Source organism: Pseudomonas sp. JV241A (assembly GCF_900275665.1).
In the GTDB taxonomy this organism is placed as follows: domain Bacteria; phylum Pseudomonadota; class Gammaproteobacteria; order Pseudomonadales; family Pseudomonadaceae; genus Aquipseudomonas; species Aquipseudomonas wadenswilerensis.
The window spans coordinates 34850-60517 of sequence record NZ_OPYO01000008.1 but is presented as its reverse complement, the minus strand read 5'-3'; the positions used below and the strand labels follow the sequence as shown (position 1 = coordinate 60517).

Genomic DNA, 25668 nt, shown 5'->3' with positions numbered 1-25668 from the left:
GATGAGTTCAATTCTTATTTGCCCGCTCTACCCGGCACATTCCGCGTGGTCTGGGTCAATTGCGCGATGAGCGGGATTCCTGGCGATCCGACCGAAAGCGCCGAAGCCCGACGAATGGCACTCTATCTGGTGCTTGGCCAGGTACCCGCCGGCAAGGTGATCAGCTACGGCGAGCTCGCCCACCTGGCCGGCCTTGGCCGTGCAGCGCGCTGGGTCGGGCGTACCCTGAGCCAGCTGCCCAGTGACACCCAGTTGCCCTGGCACCGGGTGCTGGGCGCCGGCGGTCGCCTGAGCCTGGCGCTGGGCACCCCATCGGGCGACGAGCAGCGTGCCCGGCTACGGGCAGAAGGCATCACCCTGCACAATAATCGTGTGGATATGTTGCGCCATGGCTGGCGCCCGATGGAGCACAGCGGTTAGAGTGCGCGCTTTGTTTTCGTAAACTTGAGGCAGATGTTGGCCCATGCCCCGTAAAACCTGGCGCGCTGCGCTCGCTGCCTATGCCAGCCCGTCGACACTGGTACTGTTGTTGCTCGGCTTTGCCGCCGGCTTGCCTTACATGCTGGTGTTTTCGACCCTGTCGGTATGGCTGCGCGAGGCCGGCGTGGCCCGTGAAACCATCGGTTATGCCAGCCTGATCGGCTTGGCCTATGCCTTCAAATGGGTGTGGTCGCCGCTGCTCGACCAATGGCGCCTGCCCTTGCTCGGCAAACTCGGGCGCCGTCGCTCCTGGCTGGTGCTGTCTCAGGTGCTGGTGGTCATCGGCCTGGTCGGCATGGGCTTCTGCGACCCGCAAAAACACCTGTCGTGGCTGATTGCCCTGGCGGTACTGGTGGCCTTTGCCTCGGCCACCCAGGACATCGCCGTCGACGCCTATCGCCTGGAAATCGCCGACGACCAGCGCCAGGCTGCGCTTGCCGCCAGCTACATGGCCGGCTACCGGGTTGCCGCGCTGCTGGCCACCGCCGGTGCGCTGTTCTTCGCCGAGGGCTTCGGCTCCACCGGCTTCAGCTACCTGCACAAGGCCTGGACCGGCACCTACGTGCTGTTCGGTGTGATGATGCTGCCGGCAGTGATCACCACCCTGTTGATGCGCGAGCCTCCGGTGCCGCTGCGCACCCAGCTGTCGGCGGCGCGCTACGGCCTGAGCCACCAGCTGGTGTCGGTGTTCGTGCTGATCATCCTGCTGGTATCGGTACCGGCAACGTTCACCCAGCTGTACAACACCGATTTCGCCAGCGTGCTGTTCGAAGGCGTGAGCCTGCTCGACCTGCTGCTCGAAGACCGCGCCTTCCTGCGGGCGATCCTGTACATCACCCTGACCGTCCTGTGCCTGTCGTCCATGGGCCGCCGTGGCCTGGCACCGGTGCTGACCCCGGTCAACGACTTCATCACCCGCTACCGCTGGCAGGCCCTGCTGCTGCTCGGGCTGATCGCCACCTACCGGATGTCCGACACGGTGATGGGCGTGATGGCCAACGTGTTCTACATCGACCAGGGCTTCACCAAGGACCAGATCGCCAGCGTCAGCAAGATCTTCGGCCTGATCATGACCCTGGTGGGTGCCGGTTTTGGCGGCCTGCTGATCGTGCGCTTCGGTATCCTGCCGATCCTGTTCATCGGCGGCGTGGCGTCGGCGGCGACCAACATTCTGTTCCTGATGCTCGCCGACATGGGCGCCAACCTGCAGATGCTGGTGGTGACCATTTCGCTGGACAACTTCAGCTCGGGCCTGGCCACCTCGGCGTTCGTCGCCTACCTGTCGAGTTTGACCAACCTGAAGTTCTCGGCGACGCAGTACGCCCTGCTCAGTTCGATCATGCTGCTGTTGCCGCGGCTGATCGGCGGTTACTCGGGGGTCATGGTCGAGAAATTCGGCTACCACGACTTCTTCCTGATCACCGCCCTGCTCGGCGTGCCGACCCTGATCCTGATCGCCCTGCAATGGCGCCAGGAGCGGGGCAAGCAGGAACCGCTCGAGAACCAGGTTGGAGAACGCCCCTGAACCGCGCTGAGGCTATTACCGGAGCTACTCCGGGATAGCCTCTGACAAGTTGGTGGAAGCGCTCAGAACGACCCTCAGCGGCCATAGCGCCAGAATTCCCGCCGCCCCCGCCGCCAGGGCGAAGTGCACAAGGCTGGCGCCAGCCCCGAGCATCGCCAGCAACGCCCCGCCAAGGCCCAGCAGCGCAATGGTGATCATCCCCAGCATCGCCGACACCAGACCCTTGCTCTGCTCGCTGGAAAACAGCGTCATGCGGTACAGCACGGCGTTGGCAATACCCAGGCCCAGCGCATACACCGACATGCCGATCACCAGGCTCGGTACCGAAGGGTACAGCCAGGTGCCGAGCATCATGCCCAGCAAACCGATCAGAAACGGCCACAACGCCAATCGCACCAGGGTGGTGAGCGCATGGCGATCGGCAATCCGGTTGATCACCAGGTTGCCGAGGATCAGGCCGCCGAACACCGGCAATTGCCACAGGGCATAATCCAGGGTGCTCAGGCCCTCGTCGTGGATCAACAGCACCGGCGACAGGCCGATCCAGCCGATCAGCGGCAGGCCGACCAGGCCCAGCGCGGCACTGCCGGCGACAAAGCGGCGGTTGGCCAACAGTTGCCCGTAGCCGGCCAGCAACGGCAGCAAGTGGATCGGCTGGAACGCCAGGCGCGAGCCATCCCGGCGTTCGACGCCGAGGGTCTCCGGCATGAACCGGTACAGGGCAAACCAGGCCAGCACCGCAGCCGCACCGAACAGCACGAACAGCCAGCGCCAGGACACCCACTCCAGCAGCAGGGTACCGACCAGCGGGCCAAGCAGCGGCGACAGCAGGGCGATATTGGCCAGCAAGGCCATCATCCGCACTGCATCGGCTTCGCTGAACGCCTCGTTGAGTGCCGGGTAGCTGACCGTCACCACAAAGCCCAGGCCAATCCCCTGCAACAGGCGCAGCAGGTTGAACAGCTCGATGCTCTGCACCCAGAAGGTGGCGATACAGGCCAGGCAGAAGAACGCGCAGCCGCCCAACAGCAACGGACGACGGCCGTAACGGTCGGCCAGCGGGCCGATCAGCCATTGCAGCAGCACGCCACCGAGCAGGTAGAGGTTCAGGGCATGGGGGATGAATTCGGGGCTGGCGTTGAGCTCACCGACCACCACCGGCATGGCCGGCATCACCACGTCGCTGGCGAGGTAGGTAAGCAGTTCGAACAGCGCCAGGGTCATGGCGAAACAAAACGCCCGTAGCGGCGTAATGTTGATCAGGGGGGTAAGCATGATAAGACCGGGCAAACAGAAGTAAGCGAGCCTATATGCCAGAAAGCACTGGGCGCAGATAGCGCGAAGACGTGAACAAGTGTAATGGCTGCTGAAAGCATCGCGGGGCAAGCCTGCTCCTACAGGATTGTGTAGGAGCGGGCTTGCCCCGCGATTGCGTCGGTCGTTACTGCACCGCCGCTTCCTGCACCACGCGGATCACCCGCTGTGGAAAGGGAATGTCGATGCCCTCGGCCTTCAGGCGGTCACGGGCATGCTCGTTGAGCATGAACAGCACGTCCCAGTAATCGGCGGTGTTGACCCAGATGCGCAGCGATACGGTGATCGAGCTGTCGCCCAAGGTCGAAATCACTGCCTGTGGCGCCGGATCCTGGTGCACCCGCGGGTCCTGGGCCAGTTCCAGCAGCACGTTGCGGGCCTTTTGCAGGTCGGCGTCGTAGTCAACGCCAACATCGAACACCACCTTGCGCGTCGGCTGGCGGTTGGTGTTGGTGATGATGCCGTTGGACAGGCTGCCGTTGGGCAGGATCACGGTCTTGTTGTCGCCGGTACGCAGCACGGTATGGAAGATCTGGATGCTGTCGACGGTACCCGCCACACCCTGGGCTTCGATCCAGTCGCCGATACGGAACGGACGGAACAGCAGGATCAGCACGCCGCCCGCGAAGTTGGCCAGGCTACCTTGCAGGGCCAGACCGATGGCCAGGCCCGCAGCACCGATGGCAGCGACGAACGAGGTGGTCTCGATGCCGATCATCGAGGCCACGCTGACAATCAGCAGGATCTTCAGAATGATGTTGGCCAGGCTGCTGATGAAACCTTGCAGGGCCAGGTCGGCGTTACGCAGGGCAAGCAGTTTGCCCAGGCGATAGGTGACCTTGTTGATTACCCACCAGCCGATGGCCAGGGTCAACAACGCCAGCAACAGACGGCTACCGTATTCCATGATCATCGGAAGCCAGGTTTGCGAAGCCTTGACCAGCTGGTCGACCTCAGCGTTCAAATCCATAGTGTGTTCTCCTGATGCCGGGCGGCACAAAGCTGAATAAGACCTGCCGCAAACGTTTCAGCGGCACCTCGGCCCTCGGACGCCAAAAAGGCGCCAAGGTTCCGGGCTCCGTGACTTCAGTCGCGGAAATTGTTGAACTGCAGGGGCATGCCGAACTCTTTGGCGCGCAAGGCGGCGATGGCCTCTTGCAGGTCGTCGCGCTTCTTGCCGGTGACGCGCACCTGCTCGCCCTGGATGGCGGCCTGGACCTTGAGCTTGGCGTCCTTGATATGAGCGACGATCTTCTTCGCCAGTTCTTTATCGATACCCTCTTTGAGCACCGCTTCCTGCTTCATGACCTTGCCCGAGGCGAAGGCGTCCTTCACTTCCAGGCACTGCACGTCGATCTTGCGCTTGACCAGGGCCAGCTTGAGGATGTCAATCATCGCCTCGAGCTGGAATTCGGCTTCGGCGGTCAGGTTGACGGTCAGTTCCTTTTCCTTGAACTCGAAGCTGCCCTTGCCCTTGAGGTCATAGCGGCGATCCAGCTCTTTGACCGCGTTTTCCACGGCGTTGGTGACTTCGTGCTTGTCCAGTTCCGATACCACGTCGAACGACGGCATACCTTTTCTCCAAAAAATAAAGGCACCCTCGCGGCTCTGCTGAAAGAGCGCGATGGAGCGCGCAGGGTTTGACGGTTAAAATACCGGATCATTATAACGGTTGCGAAACGCTGATGAGCAGCACCTGGCATATTCTCGGCGCCGGCAGTCTGGGCAGCCTCTGGGCCTGCCGGCTGGCCCGCGCCGGCAAACCGGTCCGGCTGGTCCTGCGCGACAAGGCGCGGTTACAGGCCTATGAAGCCGCAGGCGGCCTGACCCTGGTCGAACAGGGCAAGGCGCAACTGCAGGCGATTCCGGCGCAACTGGCCGACGACAACACGCCGATCCACCGTTTGCTGGTGGCCTGCAAGGCTTACGACGCCGAACAGGCGGTGGCGCAACTGGCGCCGCGCCTGGCCCGGGACGCCGAGCTGATCCTGCTGCAGAACGGCCTGGGCAGCCAGGAAGCAGTGGCCAATCGCGTGCCACACGCCCGCTGCGTGTTCGCCTCCAGCACCGAAGGCGCGTTCCGCGAACAGGACTGGCAGGTGAATTTCGCCGGTCACGGCTTCAACTGGCTGGGCGATCCGGCCAACCCCGGCCCTCCGGGCTGGCTCGAAGACCTGAGCGACGCCGGCATTCCCCACCAGTGGACCCCGGACATCCTCACCCGCCTGTGGCGCAAACTGGCGCTCAACTGCGCGATCAACCCGCTGACCGTGCTGCATGACTGTCGCAATGGCGGCCTGCAGGCGCATCACTGCGAAGTCGCCACCCTGTGTGCAGAACTGGCCGAGCTGCTGCAGTATTGCGGCCAGCCGGAAGCGGCCGAGGGCCTCAACGAGGAAGTCGAACGGGTGATCCATGCCACCGCGGCCAACTACTCTTCCATGTACCAGGATGTTCGCCATGGCCGGCGCACCGAAATCCACTATCTGCTCGGCCATGCTTGCCGCACCGCCAGCCGTCACGGCCGGCAGCTGCCGCACCTGGAACGGCTGTACCGGCGCCTGGTCGAACACCTGAACACGCGCGGATTGCCCAGCGACTGAGCACGGCGCTACCCTGCCCTTTCACCTACAGACCGGGATAACGCCTTTCACATGACCTTGCGCGAACGCCTGGAGAACCTGCCGGTCGGCCAGAAGTTGCTGGCCGCCCTGCTGGTGTTGTTGATCACCATCCTGCTGGTGGCCAACCTGACCTTTATCAGCGCTGCCTACTGGATCTCCCAGGAGAGCATGGCCCCGCAGGCCCTGCAGACTATCGGCCGACTGGTGTCCAATCCGCAACTGGCGCAACAGGCCAGCGATTCGCCGGAAGCCGCCAAAGCCCTGCTCAAGGAACTCGACAGCTACACCCCACTGCGCGCCGCCGCCCTGTACGGCAGCGACGGCAAGATGCTGGCGCAGTTGCAGCATGGTGAAGCCCTGCCGTTGCCCAAGCGCTACCGCAACATCGACAATTGGCGCCTGACCGAATTTCGCAGCACGCAACTGGTGAGCCTGCCCCGTGCGGGCGGCCCGCCCGGCCACCTGTTGCTGGTGGCCAGCAGCGAACTGCCGATGGCCTTCTACACCGGCACCCTGACTGCCAGCCTGGGCATCCTGGTGTTCAGTATCCTGCTGTGGATGATCATCGCCCGGCAGATCAAGCGCCTGATCACCCAGCCGATCTACCAGCTCGAAGAACTGTCGCGCCAGGTCACCCGCGAAGAGAACTACGCCCTGCGCGCCAAACGCGGCAATGACGACGAAATCGGCAGCCTGGCCGACGCCTTCAACACCATGCTTTCGCGCATCGAAGCCCGCGAGCAGCAGCTCAAGCGCACCCGCGACGAATTTCAGGACGCCTACGACCAGGCCCAGGGTCTGGCCGAAGAAACCCGTCACACCAACCGCAAACTGGAGCTGGAAGTTCAGGTACGCAGCAAGATCGAGAAAAAACTCACCGGCTTTCAGAATTATCTCAACAGCATCATCGACTCCATGCCCTCGGCGCTGATCGCCCTTGACGAACAGCTCTACGTCACTCAGTGGAACCAGGAAGCCAGCGCGCTCTCCGGCACACCGCTTGACGAAGCGTTGAACCAGCCGATCTTCCTCGCTTTCGAACCGCTCAAGCCGTTCCTGCCGCAGCTCAAGGAGAGCGTCGAAAAGCACCGGGTGGCGAAGATCGAGCGGGTGACCTGGACCAAGGACGACGACGCCCGCCACTATGCCCTGACCTTCTACCCGCTGATGGGCGGTGGTGGCCGCGGCGTGGTGATCCGGATCGACGACATCACCCAGCGTCTGTCGCTGGAAGAAATGATGGTTCAGTCGGAAAAGATGCTTTCAGTCGGCGGCCTGGCAGCCGGCATGGCTCACGAAATCAACAACCCCCTTGGCGCCATCCTGCACAATGTGCAGAACATTCGCCGGCGGCTGTCGCCGGACCTGGCCAAGAACCAGGAACAGGCCGATGAGATCGGCATTGATCTGCCCACCGTCAACCGCTACCTGGAAAGCCGCGAAGTACCGCAGTTGCTCGACGGCATCCAGCAGGCCGGTGCCCGTGCAGCGAAGATCGTCACCCACATGCTCAGCTTCAGCCGCCGCAGCAATCGCCAGCTGGCGCCTTGCGACCTGCCGGCGCTGATCGACCAGGCGGTGGAAATTGCCGGCAACGACTTCGACCTGACCATCGGTTTCGATTTCAAGGGCCAGGCCATCGTCCGCCAGTTCGACCCTGATCTGGGCCCGGTGCCGTGCACCGCCAACGAACTGGAACAGGTGCTGCTCAACCTGCTGAAAAACGCCGCCCAGGCCATTCACCTGCGCCAGGATGACAGCGAGCCCGGGCGTATCACCCTGCGCACCCGGCTGAATCCGCCGTGGGCGGAGATCCAGGTCGAGGACAACGGTATCGGCATGCCCGAAGCAGTGCGCAAACGTACCTTCGAGCCGTTCTTCACCACCAAGGAAATCGGCCAGGGCACGGGCTTGGGCCTGTCAGTGTCATATTTCATCATCACCAACAATCACAAGGGGCAGATGGAGGTGCAATCGGCACCTGGCCAAGGCACCTGCTTCACCTTGCGCCTGCCGCTTGCCCCCCTGAAGACGGAGTCATGAGCATGGGTTTTCGTTTGTCGAAGATCTACACCCGCACCGGCGACAAAGGTGAGACCGGCCTGGGCGATGGCCGCCGGGTACCCAAGGACCACCCGCGGATCGAAGCCATTGGCGAGGTGGACAGCCTCAACAGCCAGCTGGGTTTGTTGCTGGCCGGGTTGGCCGAGCACAGGCTGGATGAACTCAGCGAGGTGCTGGCGCCTTGTCAGCACCGGTTGTTCGATCTGGGCGGGGAATTGGCGATGCCCGCTTACCAGGCGCTGAACAGTGCTGAAGTGGAGCGCCTGGAGGCGGCGATCGACCGCTGGAACGAAGAGCTGGGGCCGCTGGAGAACTTTATCCTGCCCAGTGGTTCGGCACTGATTGCCCAGGCCCATGTGTGCCGCAGCCTGGCGCGCAGTGCCGAGCGGCGTTGCCAGCAGTTGAACAGTGTCGAGCCTTTGGCCGGGGTGGGGCTGGCGTATATCAACCGGTTGTCGGATTTGCTGTTTGTCGCGGCGCGGTTGATTGCGCGGCGTCAGGGCGTTGCCGAGGTGTTGTGGCAGGCTGCGGCCAAGCCTTGAGGGCCTCATCGCTGGCAAGCCAGCGATGGGCTGCAAAGCAGCCCCCTATCAGAGCTCAGGCCAAAATGCGCGGATCCCCGCCACACCCTGAGCGCCATGCAGCCAGGCCTTGTCCAGCTCGGCAGCACCCACGCCACCGAGCAAATACACGGGCTTGCTGAAGCCTTCGATCAGTTGCTGCGCCTGCTCCCAACCCAACGGCACGGCGTGCGGATGAGTCTGGGTCGCCTGCACCGGCGACAGGGTGACGAAATCCACGCCCATCTGCTCGGCCAACGCCAATTCTTCAGCATTGTGGCAGGACGCCGCCAGCCAGCGTTCCTTGGGGAACGGCCGGCCTTTGCTGGCGTACTTGCGCAACTGCTCGGAGGTCAGGTGCCAACCGGCCGCCGGGAAGTCACCCAGCCACTCCAACGGGCCCTTGAGCATCAACTGCGCCTTGCCCGCACACAGCCCGACCGCATCCACCGCCACATCGCGGTACTTGGGGTCGTACATGTTCGGCGCACGCAGTTGCACCAGCTTGATCCCGCCGGCAATGGCCTTCTGGATGCCACGCAGCATCTGCGGAACTTCCAGGCCTTCGGGCGTGATCAGGTATTGCCCCGGCAAGCGCGCGGCAGCAACGATCGGCTGGTTGGCTTCGGGGAAGTCGTAATGCGGCAGCTCCCGCGCGCTTACCCAGGCCAGAGGCTGGCCTTCTGCGCCGTGGGGCTCGCCGGTAAAACCGTTGACCTCCCAGACATCCAGCAGCACCTGCTTGTCCGGGTAATCGTGCTTGACCTTGATCAATGGCCGCGCCGCAGTGACGACGATGCCCAGCTCTTCATGAAGCTCCCGCGCCAGGGCCCGCTCGACCGCTTCGCCGTCTTCAACCTTGCCGCCCGGGAACTCCCACAGGCCGCCCTGATGCTGGCTGTCGGCACGGCGGGCAATCAGGATGCGCCCGTCGGTACCGCGGATGACCGCAGCGGCTACATGCACACGTTTCACCCTTCACGCTCCGCCAGGCCAGCCTTTTGCCAGGCCTGGAAGGCTGGCCACTGGTAGATGGTTTCGATATAGGCCGCCGCTTCTGCCGGCACCTCTACCCGATAGGTGCGCAGGCGCACGGCGATCGGGGCAAAGAAGGCATCGACCAGGCTGACGCGGCCGAACAGGTACGGGCCTGCTTCCTTGGCGGCCAGGCGGCATTCGGACCACAGCGCGACGATGCGGTCGATATCCACCTGCACGTCCAGCGGCACGGTTTCCAGCGCTTCATCCCGGGACAGGTCGAACGGCATGTTGCCGCGCAGGGCGAAAAAGCCGCTGTGCATCTGCGCGCAGGCCGAACGGGCCTGGGCCCGGGCGGCGATGTCGGTGGGCCAGAGGTTGGCGTGCGGGTAGCGTTCAGCCAGGTACTCGGCGATCGCCAGGGAGTCGGCGATTACCCCATGCTCGCTCTTGAGCAGCGGCACCTTGGCAGTGGGCGAATGCTCGAGCAGACGCTGGCGGGTATCGGGCTGGTTGAGTTTGATCAGGGTTTCATCATAGGAAGCACCGGCCAGCTCAAGGGCCAGGGCGGCGCGCAGCGACCAGGAGGAATACAGCTTGTCGCCGATGATCAGTTGGTAGCTCATGGTGCGGCTCCATCAGGGACTTTTCGCGGGTCAAGCCCGCTCCTACTGGTTTTGTAGGAGCGGGCTTGACCCGCGATGAGGTTAGGTACGGTATTCGGCGTTGATTTTCACGTACTCGTGGGACAGGTCAGTGGTCCAGATGGTTTCGCTGCACTGGCCACGGCCCAGCTCGATACGGATGGTGATCTCTTCCTTGGCCATTACTGCCGAACCCTGGGCTTCGGTGTAGCTGGCGCTGCGCCCGCCCTTGCTGGCGATGCACACATCACCCAGGTAGACGTCGATCAGGCTGACGTCCAGGTCCGGCACGCCGGCACGGCCGACGGCGGCGAGGATCCGGCCCCAGTTCGGGTCGGAGGCGAACAGCGCGGTCTTGATCAGCGGCGAGTGAGCCACGGCGTAGCCGACGTCCAGGCATTCCTGGTGATTGCCGCCGCCATTGACTTCAACGGTGACGAACTTGGTCGCGCCTTCGCCGTCACGGACGATGGCCTGGGCCACTTCCATACACACTTCGAACACGGCCTTTTTCAGCGCTTCGAACAACGGGCCGCTGGCTTCGGTGACTTCGGCGACATCGGCCTTGCCGGTGGCAATCAGCATGCAGCAGTCGTTGGTCGAGGTGTCGCCGTCGATGGTGATGCGGTTGAACGACTTGTTGGCGCCGTCGAGGATCAGGTCCTTGAGCACCGCCGGCGCCACCTTGGCATCGGTGGCGATGTAGCCGAGCATGGTCGCCATGTTCGGACGGATCATGCCCGCGCCCTTGCTGATGCCGGTGACGGTGATGGTCACGCCGTCATGCTGGAACTGACGGCTGGCGCCTTTTGGCAGGGTATCGGTGGTCATGATGCCGGTGGCGGCAGCGGCCCAGTTGTTTTCCGACAGGTCATCCAGGGCAGCCTGCAGGGCGCCTTCGATCTTCTCGACCGGCAGCGGCTCGCCGATCACGCCGGTGGAAAACGGCAGCACGGCGCTGGCGTCGACGCCAGTCAGCCCGGCCAGCTTGGCACAGGTGCGTTCGGCGGCGGCCAGGCCCGGCGCGCCGGTGCCGGCGTTGGCGTTGCCGGTGTTGGTCAGTAGGTAGCGCACGGTGCCCTGCACGCGCTGCTTGGCAAGGATCACGGGAGCGGCGCAGAACGCGTTCAGGGTGAACACGCCGGCAACACTGGAGCCTTCGGCGCAGCGCATTACCACCACGTCCTTGCGCCCCGGGCGCTTGATGCCCGCAGAGGCGATGCCGAGTTCGAAACCTGGAACCGGGTGCAACGTTGGCAAAGGACCAAGACCAACAGCCATGAAAGCGCTCCTAGAAAAAATGCGCCGGGTCGAGATAACCGGCGCTTGAGATGGAACAACGCCGCGACGGTAAGTACCAGTCGCGGCGCGGTGTTCAGATGTCAGCGAGGTGCAACGACGGTCTGATCAGTCGATCTTGCCGTGGCACTGCTTGAACTTCTTGCCCGAACCGCACCAGCATGGCTCGTTGCGGCCCAGCTTCTGCTCGTTGCGTACGGGCGCGGTGGCCACGGCAACGTCAGCGCCCTCTTCCTGCGGCTCAGCTTCCAGGCCTGGGGCCTCGGCGTGCTGGAACTGCATGCGCGCGGCCAGTTCTTCGGCTTCGCGGCGCAGACGGGCTTCTTCCTCGACCGGATCTTCGCGGCGAACCTGAACGTGCGAGAGCACGCGGATGGTGTCGCGCTTGATCGAATCGAGCAGTTCCTGGAACAGGTTGAACGACTCGCGCTTGTACTCCTGCTTCGGGTTCTTCTGCGCATAGCCGCGCAGGTGGATACCGTGACGCAGGTGGTCCATGGTCGACAGGTGGTCTTTCCACAGGTCGTCGAGGACGCGCAGCAGGATCTGCTTCTCGAAGGTGCGCAGGGCTTCGGCGCTGGCCTGCTCTTCCTTCTCGTTGTAGGCCGCCAGCAGCTCGGCCATGAGCTTCTCGCGCAGGGTTTCTTCGTACAGGTGGTCGTCTTCGTCGAGCCATTGCTGGATCGGCAGCTTGACCCCGAAATCGCTGGCCAGCGACGCTTCCAGGCCGGCAACATCCCACTGCTCGGGCAGCGACTGCGGCGGAATGTGCTGGGCGACGGTGGCGTCGAGCACTTCCTGGCGGAAGTCGGCGATGGTGTCGCCAATATTGTCAGCTGCCAGCAGGCTGTTACGCATGTGGTAGATGACTTTACGTTGCTCGTTGGCGACGTCGTCGAATTCGAGCAGCTGTTTACGAATGTCGAAGTTGCGGCCTTCGACCTTGCGCTGGGCCTTTTCGATGGCGTTGGTGACCATGCGGTGTTCGATGGCTTCACCGGACTGCATGCCCAGCGCCTTCATGAAGTTCTTCACCCGGTCGGAGGCGAAGATACGCATCAGGCTGTCTTCCAGCGACAGGTAGAAACGGCTCGAACCCGGGTCGCCCTGACGGCCGGAACGGCCACGCAGCTGGTTGTCGATACGGCGCGACTCGTGACGCTCGGAGGCGATCACGTGCAGGCCACCGGACTCGATCACCTGCTGGTGACGCTTCTGCCAGTCGGCCTTGATCTGCGCAACTTGCTCAGGCGTCGGGTTTTCCATGGCGGCGACTTCGACTTCCCAGTTACCGCCCAGGAGGATGTCGGTACCACGGCCGGCCATGTTGGTGGCGATGGTCAGCGCACCCGGGCGACCGGCCTGGGCAATGATCTCGGCTTCTTTCTCGTGGTACTTGGCGTTGAGGACCTTGTGATCGATGCCTTCCTTCTGCAGCAGGTTGGACATGTGCTCGGAGGTTTCGATGGTCGCCGTACCCACCAGGACGGGGCGGCCCTGGGTCATGCTTTCCTTGATGTCGGCGATGATCGCCTGGTACTTCTCTTCGGCAGTCAGGTACACCAGGTCGTTGAAGTCCTTACGGGCCAACGGCTTGTTCGGCGGGATCACCATCACGTTGAGTCCGTAGATCGACTGGAACTCGAACGCTTCGGTGTCGGCGGTACCGGTCATGCCGGACAGCTTGTTGTACAGGCGGAAGTAGTTCTGGAAGGTGGTCGAAGCCAGGGTCTGGCTCTCGGCCTGAATGTTCAGGTTCTCTTTCGCTTCGATCGCCTGGTGCAGGCCTTCGGACAGACGACGGCCCGGCATGGTACGGCCGGTGTGTTCGTCGATCAGCAGGATCTGGCCGTCCTGGACGATGTATTCAACGTTGCGATGGAACAGCTTGTGCGCGCGCAGGCCGGCGTAGACGTGGGTCAGCAGGCCCAGGTTGTGCGCCGAGTAGAGGCTCTCGCCCTCGGCCAGCAGGCCGACCTGGGTGAGCATCTCTTCGATGAACTGGTGGCCGGCTTCGTTGAGTTCAACCTGACGGCTCTTCTCGTCGATGCTGTAGTGGCCTTCCTGGGTAACCTGGCCCTCGACTTCCTCGATGTGCTGCTTGAGGCGCGGGATCAGCTTGTTGATCTCGATGTACAGCTTGGAGCTGTCTTCGGCCTGGCCGGAGATGATCAGCGGGGTACGGGCTTCGTCGATCAGGATGGAGTCGACTTCGTCGATCACGGCAAAATTCAGCTCACGCTGGAATTTCTCTTCCATGCTGAAGGCCATGTTGTCGCGCAGGTAGTCGAAACCGAATTCGTTGTTGGTGCCGTAGGTGATGTCGGCGGCATAGGCGATGCGCTTCTCTTCCGGCGGCTGGAACGGCGTAACGACGCCGACGGTCAGGCCGAGGAATTCGTACAGCGGACGCATCCAGTTGGCGTCGCGGCGGGCCAGGTAGTCGTTCACCGTGACCACGTGCACGCCTTTGCCCGACAAGGCATTGAGGTACACGCCCAGGGTTGCGACCAAGGTCTTGCCTTCACCGGTACGCATTTCTGCGATCATGCCTTCGTGCAAGGTCATGCCGCCGATCAGCTGCACATCGAAGTGACGCATGCCCATGACCCGCTTGCCGGCTTCACGGGCAACCGCGAAGGCTTCAGGCAACAGCTGGTCGAGGGTCTCGCCTTTGGCCAGGCGCTCTTTGAACTCTGCGGTCTTGGCGCGCAGCTGCTCATCCGAGAGGGCCACCATCTGCTCTTCGAAGGCATTGACGATCTGTACCGTCTTGAGCATGCGTTTGACTTCACGCTCGTTCTTGCTTCCAAAAAGTTTTTTTAACAAAGGCGCAAACATATCGGCAGGATCTTCCACACGTGGGGATGGAGGGCGGCCCCGTAAGTCGCCCGTGCAGCCCTTATGGCCGCATGCGAACGAGCATTCTACCCGGAAACGATGGTGAGGAAAGTGGCGGATTTCCACGATGCTGGCACAGCGCTTTGACGGGGCATGGTTAAAATAAGGCCTTTTTCGCCAACTTCAACCCATTGCAACATGAAGTTTTACCCTGACTGCCTGGCCAAGGCTTACCACAGGCGATCTGCTAAGATGGCAGCTCTGTAACTTCAGGTGTCCCTTCATGGCTTTTCGCCCCTCGCCAGCCCGCGCCCCCGCTGTTCTTCTGCGCGAAGCCCGGCCGCTCAAAGCCCTGTTCAGCCAGGCCCAGCGCCTGGCGCAACTGCAGAAGCTGCTCGACAGCCAGTTGCAGCCGGCTGCCCGTGAGCATTGCCACATCGCCTCCTGGCGCGAAGGCACGCTGCTGCTGATCGTCACCGACGGCCACTGGGCCACCCGCCTGCGGTACCAGCAAAAACGCCTGCAACGCCAGTTGCAGACCCTGGAGGTCTTCGCCAGCCTGACCCGGATCCTGTTCAAGGTGCAGCCACCGACCACCCAGAGCCGGGCGGTCGGGCACACCGCAGACCTGTCGAGCCGCGCGGCCGAGAGCATTCAGGCGACGGCTGAGGGCATCAGCGATCCCAAGCTGCGGGCGGCGCTGGAGCGGCTGGCCAGTCATGCGCGAGACAAGGATTCGGCGGACGGCTGATATTCCGTACATGGGGCTGCTGCGCAGCCCATCGCCGGCAAGACCGGCTCCCACAGGTACTGTGTCGAGCAAAAACCAGGCATAAAAAAGGCCACCCGAAGGTGGCCCAAAAAAACTAAAGAAGAGAGTGTTCGTACTTACACTGCCGCAACCGGACGCATGTAAGAGATCGGTGCCGTGCTGGCATCTTCGAAAGTCACCACTTCCCAGGCGTCTTTTTCCTCGATCAGCTTGCGCAGCAGCTGGTTGTTCAGCGCGTGTCCGGACTTGTAGCCCTTGAACTCGCCGATCAGGCTGTTGCCCAGCAGGTAGAGGTCGCCGATGGCGTCGAGGATCTTGTGCTTGACGAATTCGTCTTCGTAGCGAAGACCGTCTTCGTTGAGCACGCCGTCCTTGTCGACCACGATGGCGTTTTCCACACTGCCACCGAGTGCGAGGTTGTTCTTGCGCAGGTACTCGATGTCACTCATGAACCCGAAGGTACGGGCGCGGCTGACTTCCTTCACGAACGAGGTGCTGGAAAAGTCCACGCTGGCACTTTGAGTCCGGTTGTGGAACACCGGGTGATCGAAATCGATCTCGAAACTCACCTTGAACCCGTCGAACGGCAGGAAAGTGGCGCGCTTGTCGCCGTCTTCCACTGTCACTTCGCGCAGGATGCGGATGAACTTCTTGGCTGCGTCCTGTTCTTCCAGGCCGGCAGATTGAATCAGGAATACAAAGGGCCCAGCGCTACCGTCCATGATCGGCACTTCGGACGCGGAGAGCTCGACGTAGGCGTTATCGATGCCCAGGCCAGCCATGGCCGAGAGCAAGTGCTCAACCGTGTCTACCTTGGTATCGCCGTTGACCAGTGTCGTCGACATGGTGGTCTCGCCGACATTCGCCGCGCGGGCAGGAATTTCCACCACGGGGTCGAGGTCGGCACGACGAAATACGATGCCGGTATCCACAGGTGCGGGTTTGAGGGTCAGGTAAACCTTTTCCCCGGAGTGCAGGCCGACACCTGTGGCACGGATGATATTTTTCAGGGTGCGTTGTTTAATCATGGCATTGGCCGCTTCAGCGCAAATTGCGAACTGGTATCAACAAAGGCTGAGGATAATACCAGACCCGGCCTTTGCTGAACACCAATCACCCTTATACCCCTGATAAATTTCATTAATCGGCCTGACGACGCAGGAATGCCGGGATGTCCAGGTAGTCCAGATCGTCTTGCGGATTAAGTTTGGCAGCCGCTGCCGCACCGGCGTGAGCCTGGTTGCGCATCACGGTCGGACGCTCCAGATCACGGTAGTTCACCGAAGATTCGTGACGAACAGGAGCCGGTGCCGGGGTCTGCGCCGCAGCAGTCTGCATGGTGTTGTCGATAACCTTGACCGGCTTCTCGATTTTCGCACCCAGACCAGTGGCAACCACGGTAACGTGCAGCTCGTCGCGCATGTCCGGATCGATAACGGTACCGACCTTGACCATGGCGTGATCGGAAGCGAAGGCTTCGATGATGCTGCCGACGTCCGAGTATTCACCCAGCGACAGGTCAGGACCCGCCGTGATGTTGACCAGGATGCCGCGAGCGCCCTGCAGGTTGACGTCTTCGAGCAGCGGGTTGCGGATGGCTGCCTCGGTCGCTTCACGTGCACGGTTAGGACCGCTGGCGCAGCCGGTACCCATCATCGCCATGCCCATCTCGCTCATCACGGTACGCACGTCGGCGAAGTCGACGTTGATCATACCCGGACGCTTGATGATGTCGGAGATACCGCGAACGGCACCGGCCAGAACGTCGTCAGCCTTGGCGAATGCCGACAGCAGGCTGGCGTCCTTGCCGAGGATGGTCAGCAGCTTCTCGTTGGGGATGGTGATCAGCGAGTCGACGCTGTCAGCCAGTGCACGGATGCCCTCGTCGGCAATCTGCATGCGCTTGCGGCCTTCGAACGGGAACGGACGAGTGACCACGGCAACGGTGAGGATGCCCAGCTCTTTCGCCACTTCGGCGATGATTGGCGCCGCACCGGTACCGGTACCGCCACCCATGCCGGTAGTGATGAACACCATGTTGGTGCCTTGCAGCACTTCGGCGATGCGCTCACGGTCTTCCAGCGCGGCTTGGCGGCCGACTTCCGGATTGGCACCAGCACCCAGGCCCTTGGTCACGCCGGTACCCAGTTGCAGGATGGTGCGCGCGCCGATGTTTTTCAGCGCTTGAGCATCAGTGTTGGCGCAGATGAATTCGACGCCTTCGATGTTGCTCTTGACCATGTGATTGACGGCGTTGCCACCGCCGCCACCGACGCCGATCACTTTAATGACCGGACTTTGCGGGACGTTGTCTACGAGCTCGAACATTTTCCCTCTCCTTACAGTTCTCTAGTTTTTGCGCCTACTACTACTGCTTTGAAACTTTAAAAGTTGCCCTGGACCCAACGTTTGAAGCGTTCGAACGCTGGAGCCTTCGGTTCATCGCCATAGCCGTTGCTGCTGCTGCTGATACCGGTCAGGGTCAAGCCGTCGGACTGCTTCTGCAGGCCGTAGGTCAAAAGGCCCACACCGGTGGAATAGATCGGGTTGCGCACCACATCGCTAAGGCCGCGAACACTGTGCGGTACGCCCAGGCGTACCGGCATGTGGAAGATTTCCTCGGCAAGTTCTACCGCGCCTTCCATTTTCGAGGTACCGCCGGTCAGGACGATGCCCGCCGGTACCAGGTCTTCGTAGCCGCTGCGACGCAGTTCGGCCTGGATCAGGGTGAAGAGCTCGTCGTAACGCGGCTCGACCACTTCGGCCAGGGCCTGGCGCGACAGTTCGCGCGGCGGACGGTCGCCGACGCTCGGCACCTTGATGGTTTCACCGGCACCGGCCAGTTTGGCCAGGGCGCAGGCGTAACGGATCTTGATCTCTTCGGCGTACTGGGTCGGCGTGCGCAAGGCCATGGCGATGTCGTTGGTCACCTGGTCGCCGGCAATCGGGATCACCGCGGTGTGACGGATCGCGCCTTCGGTGAAGATGGCGATGTCGGTGGTGCCGCCGCCGATGTCGACCAGGCACACGCCCAGCTCTTTTTCGTCGTCGGTCAGGACCGAGTAGGCCGAGGCCAGCTGCTCGAGGATGATGTCGTCGATTTCCAGGCCGCAGCGACGCACGCACTTCTCGATGTTCTGTGCGGCATTGACGGCGCAGGTGACCACGTGGACCTTGGCTTCCAGACGCACGCCGGACATACCCAGCGGCTCGCGCACGCCTTCCTGGTTGTCGATCACGTAGTCCTGCGGCAGGGTGTGCAGGACCCGCTGATCGGCCGGGATGGCAACGGCCTGGGCGGCGTCGAGCACGCGCTCCAGGTCCGCCGCGCTGACTTCGCGGTCGCGGATGGCGACGATGCCGTGGGAGTTCAGGCTGCGGATGTGATTGCCGGCAACACCGACGAACGCCGAGTGAATCCGGCAGCCCGCCATCAGTTGGGCCTCTTCGACCGCGCGCTGGATCGACTGCACGGTGGACTCGATATTGACCACCACGCCCTTCTTCAGCCCGCGCGATGGGTGGGTGCCGATACCGACGATTTCCAGGGTGCCGTCGGCGGCGACTTCGCCCACCAGTGCCACAACCTTGGAGGTGCCGATATCCAGCCCGACGATCATTTTGCCGCTATGCGCATTTGCCATGGGTCCTGCCTCTCTCTAATTCTTCGCAACGGCGGGTTGGGCCGTTGTCGGTGCATTCGGTTCCCGCCAGCCAACGGCCAGGCCATTGGCATAACGCAGATCGATGCGGGCGATGTTCGTGATCTGTTCTTTGAGTGTCTTGTCGTAAATGGCAATGAAGCGGCGCATCTTTTCCACCAGATGATCGCGTCCCAGCAGCAGTTCAATACCTGGCCCGGCGCTACCGGCACCGGTGGTCAGGAACCAGCTGCCGCGCTCGCGCAACTCCAGCCGGGCAATCGAAAAGCCCATCGGCCGCAACATCTGGCTCAGGACCTGATATTGCTGCATTACTTTTTGCTGCGCCCGCTGCGGCCCGAACAGCTGCGGCAGGTGCTCGTAGTTGGCAAGTTCGCGCGGGGTGAAGGCCTGGCCCTGGTTATTGAGCAAGGCTTCGTCACCCCAGCGCGCTACCGGCAACTGCTCTTCCAGGCGGATCACCACTTCATCCGGCCATACCCGGCGCACTTCGGCGTGGGCGATCCAGGGCATCTGCTCCAGTTCCGCACGCATGCTCGCCAGGTCGACGGTGAAGAAGCTTGCCGCCACGTACGGAGCGATCCGCTGCTGCACCGCCTGCTGGCTGATGTAGCTGAGGTCGCCCTGCACGGCGATCTTGGTGATCGGCCGGTCGGCGTACGGCATCAGGCGCTGGGCACCCTCGTAGGCGCCAAACCCGGCGGCGACCAGCAACACCGGCCAGAGCAGGCGCTTGAACACGCTGAAGTTGGCCTTGGGCAGGCGCGCCGACAGTGGCTCCTTGGCCACCATCCGGCTGGCACCACGCGGCACCGGCTTGTTACGGCCGGGGGCGGGTTGCTGATGACGTAACATCGCGCCTTGCATGGGCTTAACCTCGCGCCTCGACGCTTGCCGCCAGGATCGCCAGCACCAACTGCTGGAAGTCCAGGCCGGCCGCGCGTGCCGCCATCGGGACCAGGCTGTGATCAGTCATGCCTGGTGCGGTGTTGACCTCGAGCAGCCAGAAACGCCCCTGCTCGTCCTGCATCACGTCCAGCCGGCCCCAGCCAGCGATGCCAATGGCGTCGCAGGCGCGGGCGGTCAGGTCGATGAGTTCCTGCTCTTTCTCAGGGCTCAAGCCACACGGGATCCGGTACTGGGTATCGGAGGCCAGGTACTTGGCGTCGTAGTCGTAGAACGTGTGCGGCGTGCCCAGGGCGATCGGTGGCAACACCTGGCCACGCAGGGTCGCGACGGTGAACTCCGGACCGTGAATCCATTGTTCGACCAACACTTGCGAATCGTAGGTAGCGGCGTCTTTCCAGGCGGCGATCAATTCGTCGACACCGTTCACTTTCGCCATACCGATACTGGAACCTTCATGGGCCGGTTTGACGATCAAAGGGAAGCCCAGTTCCGCACCTGCAGAAATACAGTCAACTTCGCTGCTAAGCACGGCATGACGCGGGGTCGGAATACCCAGGCTGTGCCAGACCTGTTTGGTCCGCAGCTTGTCCATGGCCAGCGCCGAAGCGAGGATGCCGCTGCCGGTGTACGGAATGCCCAGGCACTCCAGCAGGCCCTGCATGCTGCCGTCTTCACCGCCACGACCGTGGAGGATGATGAAGGCGCGATCGATCTTCTCGCTCTGCAGGCGCTGCAGCAGGTCGTCACCGACATCGATGGCGACCACGTCGACACCGGCGCTGGTCAGCGCTTCGATGACTGCGGCACCGGACTTGAGCGAAACCTCGCGCTCGGCGCTCTTGCCGCCATAAAGCACGGCTACGCGGCCGAAGGCTTTCGGCTCGATGGTCGAGTGCAAAGTGGCGTATGCGTTATCAGTCATTTCGACTTCCCCTGACTGGCAACTGCACCAGCGAACAACGGACTCTTGAGTAATTGCGGGGCCAGGCCACCGATGTCACCGGCCCCCTGGCACAGCAGGATGTCGCCGGCGCGCAGCAGCGGCTTGACCAGCGGCGCCAGCTCGATGCCGCGCTCGATGTAGATCGGGTCGAGCTGGCCGCGCTGGCGGATGCTGTGGCACAGCTGACGGCTGTCGGCGCCCGGGATCGGCTCTTCGCCGGCCGGGTAGACTTCCATCAGCAGCAGCACGTTGGCATCGGCCAGGACCTGGACGAAATCGTCGTAGAGGTCACGGGTGCGGCTGTAACGGTGCGGCTGGTACACCATCACCAGGCGCCGCTCAGGCCAGCCACCGCGCACGGCCTTGATCACCGCCGCGACTTCGGTCGGGTGGTGGCCGTAGTCGTCGACCAGCATCACGCTGCCGCCGTCCACCGGCAGTTCGCCGTAGACCTGGAAGCGCCGCCCTACCCCCTGGAACCCCGAGAGGCCCTGGACAATGGCTTCGTCGCTGATGCCTTCGTCGGTGGCAATGGCGATGGTCGCCAGGGCGTTGAGCACGTTGTGGTTGCCCGGCATGTTGACCGACACGTCCAGCGGCTCGCGATCGCGGCGCAGCACGGTGAAGTGGGTCTGCATGCCCGACTGGCGAACATTGATCGCACGCACATCGGCTTCTTCGCTGAAACCGTAGGTAACCGCCGGACGCTTGACCTGCGGCAGGATCTCGCGCACCACCGGGTCGTCCAGGCACATCACCGCCAGCCCGTAGAACGGCAGGTTGTGCAGGAACTCGACGAAGGTTTTCTTCAGCTTGTTGAAGTCGCCTTCGTAGGTCGCCATGTGGTCGGCGTCGATGTTGGTGACCACGGCCACCAGCGGCTGCAGGTGCAGGAAGCTGGCGTCGCTTTCATCGGCTTCGGCGATCAGGTAGCGGCTGGTGCCGAGCTGGGCATTGGTGCCGGCTGCATTCAGGCGGCCACCGATGACGAAGGTCGGGTCCAGGCCACCGGCGGCGAATACCGAGGCCAGCAGGCTGGTGGTGGTGGTCTTGCCATGGGTACCGGCCACGGCGATGCCGTGGCGGTAGCGCATCAGCTCGGCGAGCATCTCGGCCCGCGGCACCACCGGAATGCGCCGCTCAAGGGCAGTGGCGACTTCCGGGTTGGCAGTATTGATGGCACTGGACACCACCAGCACATCGGCGCTGGCGGCGTTCTCGGCACGGTGACCGATGAAGATCTGCGCACCGAAGGATTCCAGACGCTCGGTAACCGGCGAGGTCTTGAGGTCGGAACCCGACACCTGGTAACCCAGGTTCAGCAGCACTTCGGCAATACCGCACATGCCCACACCGCCGATACCGACGAAGTGGATGCGACGGATACGGCGCATTTCCGGTTGTGGCATGGCTTTTTTGTTCTCAACCATGGGCCACCTCCAGACAGATATCGACCACGGTGCGGGTGGCAGCGGGCTTGGCCAGGCGCCGGGCAGTGGCGGCCATGGTGGTGAGTTTTTCCGGTTGCATCAGCACCTCGTTCAGGCGTTCAGCGAGTTGCGCTGCGCCAGTTGTCGCTTGTGGCATCAGGAAGGCAGCGCCTTCACGGGCCAGATAATGGGCGTTGTGGGTCTGGTGGTCGTCGATGGCGTGGGGCAAGGGCACCAGCATCGAGGGCAAGCCGGCCGCGGCCAGCTCGCTGACAGTCAGCGCACCCGCGCGGCAGACCACCAGATCAGCCCAGCCATAGGCATGGGCCATGTCCTTGATGAACGGCTCTACCTGAGCCTCGACACCGGCCTCGCGATAACGCTCGGCGGTAATCTGGTCATGCTGCTTGCCAGCCTGGTGGAATACCTCGGGACGAATCTCCTGAGGCACCTGGGCCAAAGCCTGGGGCAGCAATTTGTTCAGCGGTTCGGCACCCAGGCTTCCGCCGAGCACCAGCAAACGAGGCTTGCGCGCACCCAGGGGCTCGCGCAGGGTTTCCATGAACAGTTCGCTGCGCACCGGGTTACCGGTGGTGCGCAGTTTGTCCGACGCCGCGAAGGTGTCGGGGAAAGCTTCGCAGACTCGGCCAGCCAAAGGCACCAGCAGCCGATTGGCGGTACCGGCGCGGGCGTTCTGCTCGTGAATCACCACGGGTACGCCGCACAGCCGGGCAGCGACGCCCCCCGGACCGGTCACGTAACCACCAAAGCCAACCACACACACCGGCTTGAGCTGACGAATGATCCGCCGCGCCTGCAGCACGGCCTTGACCAGGGTGAACGGCGCCTTGAGCAGCGACAGCTTGCCTTTGCCACGCAAGCCAGTGACCTGGATCAGATGCAACTGCAGGCCGGCCTGGGGCACCAGTTCGTTTTCGATACCGCGCGGGGTGCCCAGCCAGTGCACGCTGTAACCGCGCGCCTGGAATTCACGGGCGCAGGCCAGCGCCGGGAACACGTGGCCCCCGGTGCCGCCTGCCATGATCAATACGCTCTTGCCGTTAGCGGCCATGATTCGGCTCCTCGGCAAAATCGCTTTCATTGAATTCGTGTTCTTCACTGCCCAGGTGCGTACGGCTCTCCCATTCGATGCGTAGCAGCAAGCCGACGCAGGCACAGCAGATCACCAGCGAGCTACCGCCGTAGCTGAGGAACGGCAGGGTCAGGCCCTTGGTCGGCAACAGGCCGACGTTCACGCCGATGTTGATCAGGAACTGACCGATCCACAGGAACGCCAGGCCGAAGGCCATATAGGCGGCAAAGAATTGTTTGGCTTTTTCTGCCCACAGGCCGATGTACAGCGCGCGCACAGTGACGAACACGAACAGCGCCACGGTAACCAGCGAGCCGACCACACCCAGCTCTTCGGCCAGTACCGAGAAGACGAAGTCGGTGTGCGCTTCGGGCAGGTAGAACTGCTTCTGCACGCTGTTGCCCAGGCCAACGCCGAGCCACTCGCCGCGACCGAAGGCGATCAGTGCCTGGGTCAACTGGTAGCCGGAGCCGAACTGATCCGACCAGGGGTCGGTGAAGGTGATCAGACGCGCCATCCGGTAGGGCTGGGCCTGGACCAGAATGAACACCGCTGCAACCGCCAGCACCACCATCAGACTGAAGCGGAACAAGCCGACGCCGCCGAGGAACAGCATCGCCGCCGCCGCGCCCATCATTACCACCGTGGCGCCGAAGTCCGGCTCCATCAGCAACAGGCCGGCCATCGGCAGCAGCACGATGAACGGCTTGAAGAAACCCATCCAGCTTTCGCGCACTTCCTGCTGGCGACGCACCAGATATCCGGCCAGGTAAATGACCACGAATACCTTGGCGATTTCCGAGGGCTGGACGTTGAAGAAACTGAAGCCGATCCAGCGCATCGAACCGTTCACTTCGCGGCCAATGCCTGGCACCAGTACCAGTACCAACAGCGCGAAGGCGCCGACCAGCATGGTGAAGCCCATCTTCTGCCAGGTGGCGATGGGCACCATCATGGTGACGATGCAGGCGAACACGCCGATTGCCACGTACACCAGGTGGCGGAACATGTGGTAAAGCGGGTTGCCCGACTGCACCGCGGCCACTTCCGAGGAAGCCGAGGTAATCATCACCAGGCCCAGGCCCAGCAGTGCCAGGCACCCGGCGAGCATGGCGAAATCGAGATCGACGCCGCGCCCGCTGATCAGCGGCGATGGATAAGGCTTGATGATGCCGAAGATCATGCCAGCCCTCCTGCGGCCTGGGCGAACAGGCGCCCACGCTCTTCAAAGTTCTTGAACATGTCCAGGCTGGCGCAAGCTGGCGACAGCAGCACGGCGTCGCCGGGCTGGGCCAGTTCGGCACATTGCTGCACCGCTTCATCGAGGGTTTTCACCCGGATCAGCGGCACGCCGTCACCCAGGGCCTCGGCCAGGCGCTCGGCATCGCGGCCCAGCAGCACGACGGCGCGGCAGTTGGCGGCAACCGGCGCAGTCAACGCGCTGAAGTCGGCGCCTTTGCCGTCGCCACCGGCGACCAGCACCAGCTTGCCGTCGATATCGGCGCCCAGGCCTTCGATGGCCGCGAGGGCGGCACCGACGTTGGTCGCTTTGGAATCGTCGTACCAGTTCACGCCATTGCGCTCACGAATCCACTGGCAACGGTGCGCCAGGCCAGCGAAGGTGCGCAGGCTGGACAGCATGGCGTCCATCGGCAGGCCAACAGCGTGGCCCAGGGCCAGGGCTGCCAGGGCGTTGGACTGATTGTGCGCGCCGCGGATTTTCAGTTCACGAACCGGCATCAGGTTCTGGAACTCGAACGCCAGGTATTTCTCGCCGTTTTCTTCACGCAGACCGAAGGCCTTGAAGTCGGGCGCGTTCAAACCGAAGGTCCATACCGGCTGGCCTTCAGCCAGCAGCGGACGGCTCAGGGCGTCCTGACGGTTGACCACCACCTGGCGCGCACCACGGAAGATCCGGTGCTTGGCCAGGTGATAGGCCGGCAAGCCACTGTAGCGGTCCATGTGGTCTTCGCTGACGTTGAGCACGGTGGCCACTTCGGCGTTGAGCTGGTCGGTGGTTTCCAGCTGGAAGCTCGACAGTTCCATCACGTACAGCTCGACGTCGTCGCTGAGCAGATCCAGCGCCGGGGTACCGAGGTTGCCGCCGACTGCCACACGCTTGCCTGCCGCGGCGGCCATTTCGCCGACCAGGGTGGTCACGGTGCTTTTCGCGTTGGAACCGCTGATGGCAATGATCGGCGCCTTGGCGTTGCGGGCGAACAGTTCGATGTCGCCCGACAGCTTCACGCCACGGGCAGCTGCCTGCTGCAGGGCCGGGGTGGCCAGGGCCAGGCCGGGGCTGACATACAGCTCGTCGGCGCGGCAGAGGAACTCTACGTCCAGCTCGCCACAGCGCACTTCCACCTGCGGAAAATCACGGCGCAGGGTATCCAGTTCCGGCGGGTTGTCACGGGTGTCGGCAACCGCAAAGGCAACGCCCCGGTTCGCCAGGAAGCGAACCAGGGACATGCCGCTCTTGCCGAGGCCGACAACGATGCGGAAGTGGTCAGAAGCGATCAAGGACACGCGT

22 protein-coding genes are annotated in these 25668 nt (G+C 63.1%); 6 read left to right on the top strand and 16 right to left on the bottom strand.

Annotated features, from left to right (window positions below; genetic code table 11):
• The first annotated feature begins 66 nt into the window (after positions 1 to 66).
• Positions 67 to 420, top strand: a complete 354-nt coding sequence (locus JV241A_RS04375) for an MGMT family protein (RefSeq protein WP_115085450.1) — start codon at positions 67 to 69, stop codon at positions 418 to 420.
• Between the two features lie 43 nt (positions 421 to 463).
• Positions 464 to 2005, top strand: a complete 1542-nt coding sequence (locus tag JV241A_RS04370; protein WP_134061434.1) for an AmpG family muropeptide MFS transporter — start codon at positions 464 to 466, stop codon at positions 2003 to 2005.
• Between the two features lie 24 nt (positions 2006 to 2029).
• Here JV241A_RS04370 and JV241A_RS04365 read toward each other — a convergent pair whose 3' ends face one another.
• The 3 genes from JV241A_RS04365 to JV241A_RS04355 all read right to left on the bottom strand — a co-directional run bounded on the left by JV241A_RS04365 (position 2030) and on the right by JV241A_RS04355 (position 4891).
• The gene (locus tag JV241A_RS04365; protein WP_134061433.1) at positions 2030 to 3280 is read right to left on the bottom strand and encodes an MFS transporter; all 1251 of its coding nucleotides are present in this window, start codon (positions 3278 to 3280) and stop codon (positions 2030 to 2032) included.
• A gap of 166 nt (positions 3281 to 3446) precedes the next feature.
• A complete protein-coding gene (locus tag JV241A_RS04360; RefSeq protein WP_115085447.1) occupies positions 3447 to 4289 on the bottom strand; it encodes a mechanosensitive ion channel family protein in 843 nt (280 codons plus the stop codon).
• 116 nt (positions 4290 to 4405) lie between these two features.
• Positions 4406 to 4891 (bottom strand): YajQ family cyclic di-GMP-binding protein, encoded by a 486-nt coding sequence (locus JV241A_RS04355; RefSeq protein ID WP_010220808.1) that lies wholly within the window; start codon positions 4889 to 4891, stop codon positions 4406 to 4408.
• A gap of 113 nt (positions 4892 to 5004) precedes the next feature.
• Here JV241A_RS04355 and JV241A_RS04350 point away from each other — a divergent pair, with 113 nt between their 5' ends.
• From JV241A_RS04350 to JV241A_RS04340, 3 genes are read left to right on the top strand one after another with little or no spacing between them, the layout of a single operon-like run.
• Positions 5005 to 5922, top strand: coding sequence for a putative 2-dehydropantoate 2-reductase (locus JV241A_RS04350; protein ID WP_115085446.1), 918 nt, complete (start codon positions 5005 to 5007; stop codon positions 5920 to 5922).
• A 51-nt stretch (positions 5923 to 5973) separates the two neighbouring features.
• Entirely contained in the window at positions 5974 to 7986 is a 2013-nt protein-coding gene (locus tag JV241A_RS04345) for an ATP-binding protein (protein WP_115085445.1), read from the top strand.
• Between the two features lie 2 nt (positions 7987 to 7988).
• Entirely contained in the window at positions 7989 to 8549 is a 561-nt protein-coding gene (locus JV241A_RS04340; protein WP_115085444.1) for a cob(I)yrinic acid a,c-diamide adenosyltransferase, read from the top strand.
• A gap of 48 nt (positions 8550 to 8597) precedes the next feature.
• Here the strand turns inward: JV241A_RS04340 and JV241A_RS04335 are convergent, their stop codons facing one another.
• From JV241A_RS04335 to secA, 4 genes are all read right to left on the bottom strand, one after another.
• Positions 8598 to 9542, bottom strand: a complete 945-nt coding sequence (locus JV241A_RS04335; RefSeq protein ID WP_134061432.1) for a Nudix family hydrolase — start codon at positions 9540 to 9542, stop codon at positions 8598 to 8600.
• Positions 9539 to 10171: a glutathione S-transferase gene (locus JV241A_RS04330; RefSeq protein WP_115085442.1), complete on the bottom strand. Its 633-nt coding sequence runs from the start codon at positions 10169 to 10171 to the stop codon at positions 9539 to 9541. Before JV241A_RS04330 ends, JV241A_RS04335 begins: the two co-directional genes overlap by 4 nt.
• A gap of 81 nt (positions 10172 to 10252) precedes the next feature.
• Positions 10253 to 11470 (bottom strand): bifunctional glutamate N-acetyltransferase/amino-acid acetyltransferase ArgJ, encoded by a 1218-nt coding sequence (gene argJ / locus JV241A_RS04325; protein ID WP_115085441.1) that lies wholly within the window; start codon positions 11468 to 11470, stop codon positions 10253 to 10255.
• 126 nt (positions 11471 to 11596) lie between these two features.
• Positions 11597 to 14329, bottom strand: a complete 2733-nt coding sequence (gene secA / locus JV241A_RS04320; RefSeq protein ID WP_134061431.1) for a preprotein translocase subunit SecA — start codon at positions 14327 to 14329, stop codon at positions 11597 to 11599.
• Between the two features lie 283 nt (positions 14330 to 14612).
• On the opposite strand from secA, the gene JV241A_RS04315 reads away from it, so the two are divergent.
• Positions 14613 to 15080 (top strand): DciA family protein, encoded by a 468-nt coding sequence (locus JV241A_RS04315; protein WP_115085439.1) that lies wholly within the window; start codon positions 14613 to 14615, stop codon positions 15078 to 15080.
• A 137-nt stretch (positions 15081 to 15217) separates the two neighbouring features.
• Here the strand turns inward: JV241A_RS04315 and lpxC are convergent, their stop codons facing one another.
• The 9 genes from lpxC to murD form a co-directional block, all read right to left on the bottom strand.
• Positions 15218 to 16129 carry a UDP-3-O-acyl-N-acetylglucosamine deacetylase gene (lpxC, locus tag JV241A_RS04310; protein ID WP_115085438.1) on the bottom strand — a complete coding sequence of 304 codons (912 nt, stop codon included), beginning with the start codon at positions 16127 to 16129 and terminating at the stop codon, positions 15218 to 15220.
• 112 nt (positions 16130 to 16241) lie between these two features.
• The gene (gene ftsZ / locus JV241A_RS04305) at positions 16242 to 17429 is read right to left on the bottom strand and encodes a cell division protein FtsZ (protein ID WP_115085437.1); all 1188 of its coding nucleotides are present in this window, start codon (positions 17427 to 17429) and stop codon (positions 16242 to 16244) included.
• Between the two features lie 56 nt (positions 17430 to 17485).
• On the bottom strand, positions 17486 to 18745 hold the full coding sequence (gene ftsA / locus JV241A_RS04300) for a cell division protein FtsA (protein ID WP_134061430.1): 1260 nt from the start codon (positions 18743 to 18745) through the stop codon (positions 17486 to 17488).
• A 15-nt stretch (positions 18746 to 18760) separates the two neighbouring features.
• Entirely contained in the window at positions 18761 to 19630 is an 870-nt protein-coding gene (locus JV241A_RS04295; protein ID WP_115085436.1) for a cell division protein FtsQ/DivIB, read from the bottom strand.
• Between the two features lie 4 nt (positions 19631 to 19634).
• A complete protein-coding gene (locus tag JV241A_RS04290) occupies positions 19635 to 20594 on the bottom strand; it encodes a D-alanine--D-alanine ligase (protein ID WP_115085435.1) in 960 nt (319 codons plus the stop codon).
• The gene (gene murC / locus JV241A_RS04285; protein WP_115085434.1) at positions 20591 to 22045 is read right to left on the bottom strand and encodes a UDP-N-acetylmuramate--L-alanine ligase; all 1455 of its coding nucleotides are present in this window, start codon (positions 22043 to 22045) and stop codon (positions 20591 to 20593) included. The genes JV241A_RS04290 and murC overlap by 4 nt, the downstream gene beginning before the upstream one ends.
• Positions 22038 to 23117: an undecaprenyldiphospho-muramoylpentapeptide beta-N-acetylglucosaminyltransferase gene (gene murG, locus JV241A_RS04280; protein WP_115085433.1), complete on the bottom strand. Its 1080-nt coding sequence runs from the start codon at positions 23115 to 23117 to the stop codon at positions 22038 to 22040. The genes murC and murG overlap by 8 nt, the downstream gene beginning before the upstream one ends.
• Positions 23107 to 24318: a putative lipid II flippase FtsW gene (gene ftsW / locus JV241A_RS04275; protein ID WP_177414830.1), complete on the bottom strand. Its 1212-nt coding sequence runs from the start codon at positions 24316 to 24318 to the stop codon at positions 23107 to 23109. The genes murG and ftsW overlap by 11 nt, the downstream gene beginning before the upstream one ends.
• Complete coding sequence (gene murD, locus JV241A_RS04270; protein WP_115085431.1) at positions 24318 to 25664, bottom strand: UDP-N-acetylmuramoyl-L-alanine--D-glutamate ligase; 1347 nt, start codon at positions 25662 to 25664, stop codon at positions 24318 to 24320. The genes ftsW and murD overlap by 1 nt, the downstream gene beginning before the upstream one ends.
• Positions 25665 to 25668 lie beyond the last annotated feature (4 nt).